Source organism: Paenibacillus sp. FSL R5-0470 (genome assembly GCF_037975205.1).
In the GTDB taxonomy this organism is placed as follows: Bacteria; Bacillota; Bacilli; order Paenibacillales; family Paenibacillaceae; genus Paenibacillus_AQ.
Genome location: NZ_CP150238.1, coordinates 2,885,820 through 2,899,289, shown reverse-complemented (window position 1 = coordinate 2,899,289; position 13,470 = coordinate 2,885,820). Strand labels below are relative to the sequence as shown.

13 protein-coding genes are annotated in these 13,470 nt (G+C 41.1%); 2 read left to right on the top strand and 11 right to left on the bottom strand.

What is annotated here, in order from left to right; genetic code table 11:
* Window positions 1–254: 254 nt before the first annotated feature.
* From MKY99_RS12590 to MKY99_RS12575, 4 genes are all read right to left on the bottom strand, one after another.
* Entirely contained in the window at window positions 255–2,327 is a 2,073-nt protein-coding gene (locus tag MKY99_RS12590; RefSeq protein WP_339270819.1) for a M56 family metallopeptidase, read from the bottom strand.
* A complete protein-coding gene (locus tag MKY99_RS12585; protein WP_339270817.1) occupies window positions 2,327–2,689 on the bottom strand; it encodes a BlaI/MecI/CopY family transcriptional regulator in 363 nt (120 codons plus the stop codon). Before MKY99_RS12585 ends, MKY99_RS12590 begins: the two co-directional genes overlap by 1 nt.
* Window positions 2,690–2,830: 141 nt before the next feature.
* The gene (locus MKY99_RS12580; RefSeq protein ID WP_339270815.1) at window positions 2,831–3,280 is read right to left on the bottom strand and encodes a hypothetical protein; all 450 of its coding nucleotides are present in this window, start codon (window positions 3,278–3,280) and stop codon (window positions 2,831–2,833) included.
* Window positions 3,281–3,308: 28 nt separating this feature from the next.
* On the bottom strand, window positions 3,309–3,647 hold the full coding sequence (locus tag MKY99_RS12575) for a winged helix-turn-helix transcriptional regulator (RefSeq protein WP_042187604.1): 339 nt from the start codon (window positions 3,645–3,647) through the stop codon (window positions 3,309–3,311).
* A 174-nt stretch (window positions 3,648–3,821) separates the two neighbouring features.
* On the opposite strand from MKY99_RS12575, the gene MKY99_RS12570 reads away from it, so the two are divergent.
* Entirely contained in the window at window positions 3,822–4,550 is a 729-nt protein-coding gene (locus MKY99_RS12570) for an SDR family oxidoreductase (protein WP_339270813.1), read from the top strand.
* Between the two features lie 92 nt (window positions 4,551–4,642).
* On the opposite strand, the gene MKY99_RS12565 is transcribed toward MKY99_RS12570, so the two are convergent.
* Window positions 4,643–5,464: a DUF2785 domain-containing protein gene (locus tag MKY99_RS12565; protein ID WP_339270811.1), complete on the bottom strand. Its 822-nt coding sequence runs from the start codon at window positions 5,462–5,464 to the stop codon at window positions 4,643–4,645.
* A gap of 214 nt (window positions 5,465–5,678) precedes the next feature.
* On the opposite strand from MKY99_RS12565, the gene MKY99_RS12560 reads away from it, so the two are divergent.
* Complete coding sequence (locus MKY99_RS12560) at window positions 5,679–6,467, top strand: tyrosine-protein phosphatase (protein WP_339270809.1); 789 nt, start codon at window positions 5,679–5,681, stop codon at window positions 6,465–6,467.
* A gap of 86 nt (window positions 6,468–6,553) precedes the next feature.
* On the opposite strand, the gene MKY99_RS12555 is transcribed toward MKY99_RS12560, so the two are convergent.
* From MKY99_RS12555 to MKY99_RS12530, 6 genes are all read right to left on the bottom strand, one after another.
* Window positions 6,554–7,276 (bottom strand): sensor domain-containing protein, encoded by a 723-nt coding sequence (locus tag MKY99_RS12555; RefSeq protein WP_339270807.1) that lies wholly within the window; start codon window positions 7,274–7,276, stop codon window positions 6,554–6,556.
* Between the two features lie 126 nt (window positions 7,277–7,402).
* Window positions 7,403–8,542 carry a toxic anion resistance protein gene (locus MKY99_RS12550; protein WP_339270805.1) on the bottom strand — a complete coding sequence of 380 codons (1,140 nt, stop codon included), beginning with the start codon at window positions 8,540–8,542 and terminating at the stop codon, window positions 7,403–7,405.
* A gap of 24 nt (window positions 8,543–8,566) precedes the next feature.
* A complete protein-coding gene (locus MKY99_RS12545) occupies window positions 8,567–10,255 on the bottom strand; it encodes a VWA domain-containing protein (RefSeq protein ID WP_339270803.1) in 1,689 nt (562 codons plus the stop codon).
* Window positions 10,256–10,268: 13 nt separating this feature from the next.
* Entirely contained in the window at window positions 10,269–11,054 is a 786-nt protein-coding gene (locus MKY99_RS12540) for a hypothetical protein (RefSeq protein ID WP_339270801.1), read from the bottom strand.
* Window positions 11,055–11,240: 186 nt separating this feature from the next.
* Window positions 11,241–12,476, bottom strand: coding sequence for a molybdopterin-dependent oxidoreductase (locus tag MKY99_RS12535; RefSeq protein WP_339270799.1), 1,236 nt, complete (start codon window positions 12,474–12,476; stop codon window positions 11,241–11,243).
* Between the two features lie 45 nt (window positions 12,477–12,521).
* Window positions 12,522–13,400, bottom strand: a complete 879-nt coding sequence (locus MKY99_RS12530) for a LysR family transcriptional regulator (RefSeq protein ID WP_339270797.1) — start codon at window positions 13,398–13,400, stop codon at window positions 12,522–12,524.
* Window positions 13,401–13,470: the final 70 nt, after the last annotated feature.

The following is a 13,470-nucleotide window of genomic DNA, read 5'->3' as shown; positions in this document are numbered from 1 at the left end:
AATCGAGCCAAATGTATGCGAAAAACCGAATACAATGTGCCGAAGGTAACGTAAACGAGCCAAATGTATGCGAAAAACCGAATACAATGTGCCGAAGGTAACGTAATAAGCCAAATGTATGCGAAAAACCGAATACAATGTGCCGGTAGTAACGTAAAGGAGCCAGCGCCGATACACATGCTGAAGAACCCTCACTAAATGCGGGTTCTTCAGCGCTTTAAATATAAGTTCATCTTTTTTCATCAGCGTATAAATTACGGCATATATTTCTCAGCAATGCTGGTGACATATCCGTCTTTTTTAGTAATCACACACGGGGGCACAAAATCAGTATATTGCTTGAAATATTCAATAAACTCCTGCTTGCTTACTTCTTTTAGAGCACCCGTATTAGCATCAACTATAGAATATCTCGTATCCTCTGTAACCTCTAATGGATCGGTATACGTATATTTGTTAAGGATATAAAATCCATTGGGCATATCCTCATCTGGATTAATATTCAACCCTTTAAAGCGAGCGGAATCCTCCATTGTTAGCCATTCAATGTTATCAAAATCAAAGGAATGATTCTCCAGGCTAAGATTAAAAACATAGCCCATTAATATACTCTCGGGCGTGATCGCAAAATCATCAGCTGTAGCCTCATTGTCCACCACAAGCTGATCCAGCTTAACATGCTGACCCATTCCAATATCATTGCTTATATAATTCATGGCGACCTGCAAAGGATCAAGTAGTGCTGGCTCCTCACCCTGATCCGCTAATGTCTGCAGACGGGCATAATATTCAGCTATCGTAACATCGGTTTGAGGTGTATTGTAATATTCATTTCCATTCGAATCCTTCCAGCGTTCTACGCTCCAAATTCCTGAATCTCCTTGAATAACAGGTTGGGATAACAACAGTTGGCTTGTTTCGCCTGTCGTTAAGGGGAATTTCACTAGAATATGCTTCCCACTATAAGTTTCATGCGGAAGGTGATGGTTTACTTCAAGAAACATACGCACTGCCATTTCCTGACCGGCTGGTGTGGATATGTCATTCTCTCCACTCCTGATTACGCCCAAATATTGTGGTGTTGAATTCATAATAGAAAAAATAAGTATCGGTTTCCCCATGCTTCCTTCTTCGGTGATAAATCCATCAACCACATTTTCCGTCATCGTCAGCTTAGCTGGATCATCCGGTTTCAAGCGATATTCTAAACTCCAAATTTCCAAGGGTGTTGCAAACAGATCGTCGAATGACGCTATTTTTTCAAGCTTAGTAATTTTACTGTCAACCATCTTAACATTTGTACTATTCTCATAGCTCGTAATGTTCTGCTCCATAAATTGCTCGGCATAATCCTTTACGGTTAATGGATCATTTTTCGGATTACTTATGAGTCCGACACACAGCGCAGCCACGACTAAGATTGCGACTAAAACAACCCAAAAGGCTGGTTTTTTGTAATTCAGAATATTTTTGATTCGTCCTTTTGTATTGCTCTCGCCAAAGGCAAGCGGTGAACCACCCATAAATCGTCTTCCAGTAGATAAGGACAAAAGTGAGGTCGAGTATTCCTTTTTGATTCCACTGCCCATCTGTCTTATGACGCTTTCGTCACAGGACTGCTCCATATCATCACTCATCAGATAAAAAGCAAGCCAAACCACTGGATTAAACCAATGTATACACAGAACAACGAACGCGAGAAGTTTTATGATGTGGTCGCATCTGTGTATGTGCACTTGCTCGTGTTTGATGATATAAGCTTTTTCATGATCGGACAGACCGTTTGGAAGGTATATTCTAGGCTTAAGGAAGCCGAATACAAAAGGTGTGGAGATGCCGTTATGTTCATATACATTTTCGAAAAGAGGGGTTGCGGCTCTTAAGTTTCGTGAAAGTCGAACAGTGGCAGCAATGCTGTAGATGAGCAGCAGCCCAATCCCGATCAACCATATATATTGGCCTGTGTTAATCCACGCGTCTGAAGGATTTGAAGGGATTATACCACTTGGTGCAGCAGGTGTAGAGGGGATAGGTACGGGTGATATATTATTTACAGCTTGCTCGGATGTGTTGATTACATTTTGGATTTGAGGCATTTGTGTGTATAGCTTATTTAGAGGTGAGTTCTGTACTTCAGATGGGATAAAACTAAATATACTCTCAATCGAGAACGGACACAGGAGTCGGATCAAAACCACAGACCATAAGGCATAGGAGAATATTTTGGGAACTTTTCTTAAGAACAGCCGTGCCACGATGATAAACACAATCACATAACTTCCCGTAATGCTCATGTTTAATATATGTTCAAACAGCTGATCCACCATTACTCCTCCTTATGCTCATGGATTAGTCTTAGAACATCATCAATTTCGCTATCGCTTAATTTTCGGCTCTTTGTAAAAGCAGCCAAAAATTTGGGTAACGAACCGCCGAAGGTTTCCTTGACAAACGCATTGCTCTGCTCTGCATAAAAGTCATCCTTTTTGATAAGAGAACCTACTACCCCATTATCATTTTCAAAAATCTCTTTAGCCTCAAGTCTTTTCAACATCGTATACGTCGTAGATTTCTTCCAGTTGAGCTCGGATTCACATAACTTCACCAGATTCCCTGACGGAATCGGTTCATGATCCCATATTAATTCCGCAAATCTCCCTTCCATTTCGGTCAGTCTGAGATCCTTCAACCTTGCGCCTCCCGTTGGTCTACAATTCCTAGACCTTTCATTTGGATTAGAGTTTACAACTTGTAGACCGTTTTGTCTACAAAAAATTTCCAGCACAAAAAAAGAGACTATGTCTTTGCAAACATCGTCTCATTGTTATCTTTATAAGGGATAAAACACAGATAAGTCACGGAACAATAGTCCGTTCTCTTCTAGTCTGTTAAGCTCCTCTTCTACATCCGTTACAATATGGCTTTCTCGCTCATGAGCTGTATTGATTAACCACGGTTGCCCCTGTCTTAAAAAACAAAGATCATCGGGCACCCTAGTCTGCATCCATGAGTACAAGCACGTAGAATAGGATAGTAGGATATCGACCGCATCCGGTGAACATCTAAAATAATAAACATCTGCATAATGTCCCATAAGCCGAGTTCCCGGCCAATAATCATCTTTGACGATCTCTTTGAGAAAAGGCTGTAACCGTTCCAATAGTTCATATCCTTCTGGCTCTAACTCCATCTCATCACGTTTGACCAAAATAAATTCATCACACACTTCCATAGCTACCTGTATCAGCGTCTTATAGGCCTGGCCCGTTGGGTCCTGCAAAATAGTATTTATAATAATGTCCGCCCCCCTACTTATTTGTATTATTTAAATATTCCTGATGCATCCTTCCCCAGCCACACATGCTATCCAAAACAGTAATTAATGATTTGCCATGTTCGGAAATACTATATTCCACCCTCAATGGAAGCTCATGAAAAATCACACGATCGATAAGTTGATCCTCTTCAAGCTCCCGTAGTTGCTTCGTTAATGTCCCTTGAGAGACATCTGGAATGATCCGTCGCAGTTCGCCAAATCGTTTGGTACCATCTATCAATAAAATAAATAAAATGAGCGGCTTCCACTTTCCACCGATCTTATCAAGCGTTGTAAGCACTCCGGCCAATCTCGGCTCCAGTAAATCCATGTGATCATCTCTTTCGATAGTTAATCTATTTCACAGCTAGTACGAATAATCGTACCTAGTACGAACAATCGTACCTAGTACGAAAAAAGTGCGTACTGTGCAGAATTTCTTTTATACCTAATAATAAAAAAAAGAACTTAAAAGTCCATTTAACTATGAACGGAGTAGATAAAAATGTCCAGTATTTCATTAAAAAACCAGCGAATCGTCATTATCGGAGGAAGCTCCGGAATAGGGCTCGCGACTGCCAAACAAGCGGTTGAACAAGGCGCATATGTCATAATCGCTGGGCGTTCACAAGATAAATTAGAAAAAGCTCAACAAATTCTAGGGTCCGAATCTACCGAAACTCATTCGCTTGATAATCAAAATGAAGAAGACTTAAAGTCTTTTTTTGAAAAAATCGGCAACTTCGATCATTTGTTCACTCCTGGCGCCTCTTATGTTAGAGGACCGATTACTTCAAGCTTAGAGATTGCGCATAGCTGCTTTAATGCAAAGTTCTGGCCTCAATATAATGCTGTGAAATGCGCGATCCCATATATAAGTCCAACTGGCTCTATTGTTCTGATGGCTGGCGCATTCAGTCAACGACCACTTGCAGACGGTGCCTCCTATGCAGCATGTAACGGCGCGATTGAGAGTCTAGGAAAAGCATTGGCTGTTGAGTTAGCTCCGATTCGAGTAAATGTCATCTCCCCAGGTACCATTCATACCAACTTTAATTGGGTTGGAGCAGAACAAGAGACTAGAGACAAGTCTTACGATGAATATACGAATATGAATATCCTTGGCAGGGTAGGACATGCCTACGAAGCAGCACATACAACCATTTATTTGATGACTAATAACTATACTACGGGAAGCACCCTATTTCCTGATGGGGGTTATATTTTGCGATAAGAAACAAAAAAAGCCCATATATCTTTTGGGCTTTTTTTAAATAAACTTAATCCTATGCAAGCGCCTGAATCCGTACCTAACTTTTTTCTTAATTAGGAATAGTATACTTTTTCTACTTTATATAATGTATGCTCGATAGTTGGGCAGAGATTGGCATCTACTTTATAAAACTTAACTCGAAAGTATAAACTTTTCAGAAAGTTCTTTATATTATTTTTTTGTCTAAAGGCAGGAAGAAACTCTGAATTTTTCTCCACATCACCAAAACCTTGAATCCATTGCTCTACATAAGTCTGACTAAGTATTTTTCTATTTAAAACACTAATTATGGGTCTTACCATTCTCTCATCTTCCCCATCGGAGTAAATTCGATCTGTTATGATCATCTTTTCATAAACCAAATGGAGAATCGTTATGAGGTCATTGTTATCCAGTTCGGAACATTGAGCTAAATTGTCTAAAGCATCTGCTGCATGGGCTATGGCATGAGCCCAGCCTTTTTCTTCATCATACCCGCGGTAATCTCGCTCTTCTTGTACATTGTAAAATACTTTCTCTTTTATCTGATGAATTTGCGCTCTTGAGAGAAATGGTGATTCTCTATGTCTCTCTAAGACGAGTGTTATGACTAGCATTGAGAAAGATCGAGTAAAGACAGTGTCTGTATTTGTTTCACCAAGCTTAAAATGCAAATGGTTATGATCCAAAATAACTGGAAGAAGTTGTTCTAGTTCATTTGCAGTTAGAGAATTACCAGGAATCCAATGTGATAAGATTGTATAAATCAGGTCATCACGCAGCTCGGCATCCACAGAACCGATGTTATGTATCATTTCTTGTATCAACTGGTATGTATCGGGAGGTGCTTGGTAGCCATTTTCTTTTATTACTATCAACTTTTCTTTTAAATTCATTTTACACACTCCTACTAGAATTTTTCCGTAAACAGCGCAATAACGCGACAATTAACAGAGATATTAGTTTATAAAATGTCACACTATCCTTTCGGGTTGTCGGCATTTATCATGGTACTATATATAGTATTAAGGGCAAACTTTTATTGTTAAGCGACACCCTTTCTACATTTTAGAATAGCCTATTCAATAACCAACCAAAGGTGGTACGAAAATGAACCAGAAACTAGAAACAACAGATTCTAAGCGTCGTGTTCTCCCCTTTAAAGGCGTCCTCAATTTCCGAGATATGGGCGGATACACCACCTCAGATGGCCGTAGAGTCAAATACGGTTTGTTTTTTCGATCAGCCGAATTAACAGGAATGACCGATCGAGATATAAAGCTCTTTAAATCACTTGGAATTAAGACCATATTTGATTATCGGGGAATAGAAGAAATTCGTTTAAAACCAGATCCAGTCATTCCAGGAGTTAATAACATTTGTGTACCTGCGCTAAAGCAAGAGGTGCCTGGAGACATGAGAGATGTGGTTCGTTCTGGATTCCTTGAACATTTTACGACAGACTTCTTGGTTAATATGTATTTGGATATGGCCTTTAATAACCCTTCCTTTAAGCGACTTATGGCAACCATTATGCTTCCAGATGAATTCAGTATCCTGCATCATTGTGCCGGCGGAAGAGACCGCACTGGCGTAGGATCAGCATTCATCTTCCTAGCACTTGGGGTTTCAAGAGAGACGATTATAGAAGACTATTTGCTCTCCAATCAGACACTTGGTCCTTTGAATGAGCAAATAAAAAAGCAAGCCTCACAGCATCTGTCACCGAAGGAAGTCGATACTGTTATGGCTGCGCTTATATTACGCAGAGAATTCATGGAAGCCATTTTCTCTGCCATTGACGCGCGTTATAAAAGTGTAGAGATTTTCCTCGAACAGGAATTCGGCATGACTGCTGATAAGCGCAAGCAGCTACAAGCCTACTGTTTAGAAGCTTGATAACTTATTGAGCTGTGGACTAATTCATTAAGATAGCGATAAAAGTATAAGAAGCGTAGCTCTTTAAGAGCTACGCTTCTTTCCATTTAATACTGACGTTCTTCCTCGTAGGATACAAACAACATTCTACGCTGTACATCCATCAACGATTTAATCACCCAAGTTGCGATCACAGAAACGACGAGTCCCGCTACAACATAGGAAATGTATTGCTGAGATAATGTCCAGTCGATATTAAATAAGGCAAACACACTATTCTCCAAAATATTCAAATCCATCGTTTGCAAGAAAATCTGATGTAGCACAGGTAGTGTGATCAGACCTAGCGCTGCCGCTACCACAGTTATCGTTAGTGAAAAGAAGATAATACTGGATACGAATCGTCCCATAATCAGCATGATGTTACGTGCAAACTTTGCACCATCAAAACCTAACTTCATTCGTTGCAGGAAGCCTGCTCCCTCTTGCTTCATATCTGTTCTACGCTCTTCACTCGGTCTAGGGATATCCAGCAGTGATCTCACTAGGTCTTGCTCAAATTTCACAATGTAATCTAACCCTTTAGCTACTGCGAAAAACAAGGGTATACCGATGAAAACTGGTGTTAAAGCAATCGATAATGCTAATCCTGTCACCATAAACACGAAATATACAATCGTAATTGGCAAAGAGATTATAAAATACAATATACTCCGATAGGTCTTGGGACTTGATCGACGTTTTCCGGGTTTAGATTGTGATTTCGATTCTACAGGAATCTGCATGGAATCTACCGCTCCGATCGGCATTGTATACAACTTATCGTTCATTTCTTATGTCCTTCCTCTCACGTTATCAATTAATCTCATTATACGTGAGAAAGAGAAGGCTCAAAACAGTCTTAGGACCGGAGTCTTACCAGACTAAAGGCTAGGATGGGTTTAGACTGGAAATAGCTACAAGCCCAGCTTATTCCCCTTCTCGAGCCGCACGATCTGCTGTTCTCCGCTATCTGCCAGCTCTCTAAACTGGTTAATGGTTTCACGCATTTTAGGAAGAGCTTCCTGCTTATACGTACTTATCGAATCTAAAGCGGATAGCACATCTGTAAATGCCTGTTTTAATGTATCGACTGAAATGCTAGATTCTAGGGATTGCTTATGGATCGCCGCCCCCTGATCTTTCAACATTTTTGAGGTGCCGCTTATTAGCGTGTTGGTTGTTTGATTTAGGAGTTCAATCTTTTTCAAAACAATTCGTTGATTATAGAGTGCACTGGCCACCGTAACGGAGATTTTCAGGGCAGAAACCGTAACATTTCTAGCTCTGTCCACCCCTCTAATTAGCTCTTTATTATTTCGTATAACCACTTCAATCGCCATAATTCCCTGCTGATTTACTACCAGCATCTGTTGCAGATCCATCACACGCTGCCGCAGAGGAAACAACACCTCCTCCGTTATGAACTTTACTCTTTCTTCAGACTCATTACGTAGCTTGGCTGCATCTAGCTGAGCCTCAATCTCCTGATCCATCAGCATTCCTAGCTGAATTTCTTTCTGCAGTTTTTTAGTGAGCTCTCTAAGCGATTGCTGCTCAAACTCTAATGTAGTGTTATCATTTTTCAATACGGTTTTGCCTTTATCTAAAGAAATGATAATATCTGAGATTACAGCATCTGCTTTTTGATACTTCGCAAAATAACTCCGCAATGGGTTAAAGAACTTCCCTAGAAGACCACTTTTGGCAAAATCCACTGCGCTTGGGTCTAAATCTTTCAACTGGAGGTTTAGTTCCGTTAATCCTTTAGCTACTTGCCCGCCTTCATCCCCCGTTTTTGATAAATTCCCTACAGAAACTTGCAAAAGAGAGTTCTTGTCTGAAGACGATCTCATGGTGCTCATCCCGAAGCTGTCTATGGATTGCAGCACTTCTTTTCGCTTATCCAAAGATTCTAAATCCAGCTCCAAAATCGTCGAGACATTGGTTATCGCAATTTCCTTCAGTTGTGTTACTTCCTGTGGCTCAGGTTTAACCTGTTCTTCAATCGCTGATTTCAATTTCTCCGGACTTACCACTTCCATCGTAAAAGACATAGAACCCCTCCTAAAAGTTGTAACTTACATTTGGACATTGAGCAGGTTTCCGATTTTATAGACTACGTCATCTGTATCCGCGTTGATGTTAGCCGCTTCATTAATACTTGAAATGCTCTCCAGTGCTTTAATATTTGCGTTGTAGCCAATGGTGTAAATCGGAATTTTGTAGGTTTCAATTAAGCCCCTGATATCATTCAGTGAATGTCCTTCATTCGTCTCTCCATCACTTAATACAAAGATTAAAGGTTTGATTTCCGGGTTTATCTTCATTTCGTCTTGAAGCATTTTGAGTGCCACCACAATTCCATCAAAAGTCGCTGTCCCCCCATTCGCCTGAAGACTATCTATTGCCCCAACAAACATCGACTGCTGATTCGTGTCATATTTGCCAATTGGAAGATTTATCGTAACGTTATCGGAGTAGGAAACAAAACCAATACTATTATCTTTGCCTAAGTATTTCTGTCCTGTTAATAATGATTGCTTTAAACGATTTAAAGGCTCACCGTTCATGCTACCTGAGACATCAGCTACAAATACTGCCGCAATGGGTTTATTGCCGTTTTTCTTCTCCTTCCACAGCTTTTGAGCCGAGGATAAAAGACTGCCATCCACTGGATTCACCTCCGAATGATAGTCATTCAGTCCATTAAAACCTTTTTCCTCACCCAAACGCTGATACTTATCCTGTTCAACAAACTCCGCGAATTTCTTAATAATGTCCAGCTTCTCTTGTGGAAGATCACCTAATGCGTAAAGAGGGCTGTCATGCCTTACACCAAAAGGAGTAAATACATAACTACCCTTTAGTTCGGGGGCATTTGCGTATATTTGGTACTCTAATACAAAAGCATCCAGCTTCCCAGTTTTAGCCGCATCACGCATTTGTAAAGTAGTCGATGCGATAAAAGGTACATTCGCTTGGAATTTCTCAAAGCCCTGAACCGCTTGCGCTCCAAGCAAATCAGAGCTGTCAAACGTCCCAAGTGCAGTCACAAGAAAGTTCAAACCTGTTGAGCTGGCAAAAGGATCTGTGTAACCCATAGATAATTCATTATTCGCTATAGCATCAGTAATCGTCTTAACGTTTAAAGAACCATACTTTTCTACTAACTCATCATATTTCGTTTTATTCGTGACAATACCGGCTACATTACCAATAAGACGATTGGTTATAAGCTGCGTATTCATTCCGTTCGCTTTTACCATCTCACCCCATAACTCATTGGATGGTGTAAACGCATCTGGTATATATTTACCAGACCTTATGTAATCCGTCGCTGTTCCTGAAGCAATATTGCGAATTTTTACTGAAACAGGTAATCCGTTCACTTCTATATTGGAACTATTAAAGTCTGTCGCCACTTCATTAAGCCATCCATCATTACCCGTTCCTGATTTCTCTGTGGATGAAAAGATTTCGACAAAGCTATCCGTTGTATTGGTTACTGATATAGGGAATTTAGAAATATCCGGTAAGGAATCACCAATCGCTACAGGATCAAGGTCGATTTGTCCTTTAACTTGCTCCGCGATATTTACGTTAATTTTTTTATAAAGTTTTTCCAGCCGCTTTCCTGCATCTTCTGACGAAACCTCAGTAGTGGTTTTACCTAAATTAGATGTTAAGGTGATCCCAAAGTACACAAGAGCAAAAACTACAACTGTTATAATCCCAAGGACTAAAAATGTTCTCCCTTTCCTAGCCATTCGCATCTTCCTTTCATTGCTTATAGAATTTCGTCTGTTTGATCAATTCATCGATCTCCTTCATACAAGGCATATCTTCAACATCTTTATAATTCGTACTGTCTAAAAGCGATATTTCGAGAAGTAATTGATCTAACTTCAGCAAAATCTCTTCGTTTGCACCGAGATAACCTGTTACATAAGCCAAGTATTCATTGTATAGCGCTGTTTTTTTCTGCACCAATTTATCCGAGAACTGCGCAGGTCTCTGCTGACTGGCAAAAAGGGAGAATTCCGAAGCGTCAAAAACACTTAACTTATTAAGTATCCCTCGAATGTTCAGATAGAAAAGCTTCTCTACTTCATAACTGACCGCACCAAACTTCTTGAAGCTTAGCTCCGACTGCTCAAATCTCTGACCAAGGACAACCATTAACGTGTTTTTCTTCTTTTCCATTCGAATGACCTGATCCAAAGCCAGTGTAATGTCCTTCTTCAGCACCTTTACATTTTTGTATTGCGTGAGCGCTGCTATATAATCCTCATGCGTCTTTATCTCTTTTACAGGTGGAACCACCGAAGCTTTAAACAGCAAATTATAACTTCCATAAAGGACAACAAGTAGACTGATCACTACTAATGTCACGCCAAAGGAAGTCTCTAGAACGCTTACTCCCCCAATTTCGACCCCTAATAACCCTGGTGACAAAACGATAATATTCAGTAACATCACGGCAACTATAAGTCCTAATAGCTTTACGGATCTCGCACCGTTCAACATAAACACCTCCCTAACCGATCCGGTAACTTTTTCCATCATTTGCTTTATTTTATCAGAAACCAACTCACCATACTCCTTTTATTTACAAAAAAACTAATTTTCCGCAGATGATCTCTGCCCCTCGTTGATTCACTTCTATATATATGGAAATATTTCTGTGATTACATCCCTAATCACAAAAAAACCTTAACAGGCCCAAAGCCCATTAAGGTTAAGTAAACTCATTTATACCCAAGCATCATTCGAATAGCCTCGTTGCTCCCAGTATCCTGTATGCTCTCCCTCGATTAGTTCAATCCGGTTCAGCCACTTCACTGACTTGTAAGCGAACATTTTGGGGACAATTAGCCGAACCGGTCCACCGAGATCGCTCGGAATCGGTTTCCCATCATGCATCACCGCGACCATAACATCGTCCATATCCGCCTGCTCCAGCGTAAGGGTATCTGTATATACTCCATCCCCTGAGTAGAACTTCACTGTCTTTGCAGTGGACTTCACACCAGCCAGTTGTAGAAGATCCTTCAGCTTGATGCCCTCCCAGGTATTCTTATAGACGGACCAACCTGTCACGCAGTGAAAATCACTCACTTGAACCGTCCGTTGCAATTGAACGAATTGCTCCCAATTCCATGTAAAGCTCTGATCAACAAGACCATCCAACTTAAAGGACCAATTATCGTTCGTGAACTCAGGAATAGGGGTTACAGTATAAACACGGAATTGACCCTGCGACCCACCTCCAAGAGGCGGTGACGATGCCGCCAGTGGCTGCGGTGCTGGCAACAGCTGATTGCGGTCATTCTCGATTAATTTATCGATCGTTTCGCTGCCACCGATGTTTCCAATCGAGCTGCCTAACCATTTTACAAATGAGGGTCCGATTGTAAGGGCAAGCCCTACACCGATCGTCCCTCGAATAAAAGCTCTACGTGTATAGACTGGCTGCGGAGTATTCTGAGATGTTGTAATGGCACTTCCCTCGCTCTTGATGGTCCGACGATTCGGCTCCTTCAACCACTTCACACGAGTCAATGAGTGATAGATAATGTATGGCAGTCCAATCCATGTCAGGACATCATGAACGACCAATGCAAGATTAGATACTTGCGGTCCTACCGTACGAAACTGCCATAACAATACACCAGAAACGAACCACCCAAGCAACAGGAAGAGCACAACAAGTACATTGAACCGCTGCCAAGGCTTTTCCTTTAGCTGTTTCCAATGTTTACTGGCCAGCAGAAGATAATAGATCACTGGAAGGATAGATGCAATTCCTACCACAATATGCAAGCCTTTAATCCATACCCTGCCTTCACCAAGGAAACCTCGCCAGAAACCGCCTACTAGCACAAGCCCAGTCAAGACCAATATCACGACGATCCAGCCGTTCCAGGTGTGAAGTGCACGCAGCTTTTTCCCGTATCCCTTACGTAGCCGACCAAGCAAATCACTCATAGCTTAGCCTCCTCCTCATGTGTATAATCCCGCACCCGATTTAATTTAGTCCAATAAGGTTAGAAAGGACTTTGATGCAGCAGAGAGTGGAACCCCTCGAAGAGTCGCTATCCCGATGTTACGCTCTGGAAATGGCGGATCTAAAGGGATTTCTACAAGCTCCCCACTTTTTAATTCTTCCCTTACATAATCACGAATAACAAAAGCTAGACCAAAGCCACGCAAAGCGAACTGAACAAGAAGATCCACACTGCCTAGTTCAAACTCTGGTGTTATCGTCACATGATTGGAGGCAAGAAACCCATCTATGTACTTTCTTGTGCTGCCTCCTGGCTCCAGGAATAATAATGGGTACTGCTTGATGTTTGCAAGCGGCATCGTATTATCTGCTAAATGACGGAAGCCCTTGCCTCCTACAAGACAATCTTGGAGCCGTGTACTCTTACGAAATTCAATCTGCTTGTCAGATGCCGGTAAGCTTACGATGCCGAAATCAATTTTGCCTTCTTTTAAAAGCGTGAGCGTTTCCGGTGTTGTTCGATTCGTAATATGAATACGTACGTTAGGATATTGTTCATGATATTGCTCGAGATAAGATAACAAGTAATGTTTGCAGAGGGTATCGCTTGCACCGATATGAATCTCCCCACTATTTAAATTGTTCATTTCTGCAATCGCTCGCTCACCCATCTCCACATTCTGAAAGGCTTGCTCAATGAATCGCAGCAGTACTTTTCCTTCTGTTGTTAGATCCACCCCTCTAGAGGTACGGAAAAATAAGGGGCCGCCCATCTTTTCTTCCAATTGCTTAATCGTGTGACTCACCGCGGGTTGTGTGATATTCAGCCGTTCTGCTGCCGCAGTTAAGCTGCCTGTTTGTGCTACCCAATAAAAAGAGCGATACCATTCCAAGTTGATGTCCATCCCCAAGTCATTACCTCACCTTATAATAGATATTACATATATCAATTTTTCTAATGTTATATCTAGCATT

Bases quoted from the DNA above. Each gene is read 5' to 3' on its own strand.
- MKY99_RS12540 (WP_339270801.1), bottom strand. From the start codon at position 11,054: ATGATGGAAAAAGTTACCGGATCGGTTAGGGAGGTGTTTATGTTGAAC.
- MKY99_RS12560 (WP_339270809.1), top strand. From the start codon at position 5,679: ATGAACCAGAAACTAGAAACAACAGATTCTAAGCGTCGTGTTCTCCCC.
- MKY99_RS12530 (WP_339270797.1), bottom strand. From the start codon at position 13,400: ATGGACATCAACTTGGAATGGTATCGCTCTTTTTATTGGGTAGCACAA.
- MKY99_RS12545 (WP_339270803.1), bottom strand. From the start codon at position 10,255: ATGGCTAGGAAAGGGAGAACATTTTTAGTCCTTGGGATTATAACAGTT.
- MKY99_RS12590 (WP_339270819.1), bottom strand. From the start codon at position 2,327: ATGGTGGATCAGCTGTTTGAACATATATTAAACATGAGCATTACGGGA.
- MKY99_RS12550 (WP_339270805.1), bottom strand. From the start codon at position 8,542: ATGTCTTTTACGATGGAAGTGGTAAGTCCGGAGAAATTGAAATCAGCG.
- MKY99_RS12565 (WP_339270811.1), bottom strand. From the start codon at position 5,464: ATGAATTTAAAAGAAAAGTTGATAGTAATAAAAGAAAATGGCTACCAA.
- MKY99_RS12570 (WP_339270813.1), top strand. From the start codon at position 3,822: ATGTCCAGTATTTCATTAAAAAACCAGCGAATCGTCATTATCGGAGGA.
- MKY99_RS12535 (WP_339270799.1), bottom strand. From the start codon at position 12,476: ATGAGTGATTTGCTTGGTCGGCTACGTAAGGGATACGGGAAAAAGCTG.
- MKY99_RS12575 (WP_042187604.1), bottom strand. From the start codon at position 3,647: ATGGATTTACTGGAGCCGAGATTGGCCGGAGTGCTTACAACGCTTGAT.
- MKY99_RS12555 (WP_339270807.1), bottom strand. From the start codon at position 7,276: ATGAACGATAAGTTGTATACAATGCCGATCGGAGCGGTAGATTCCATG.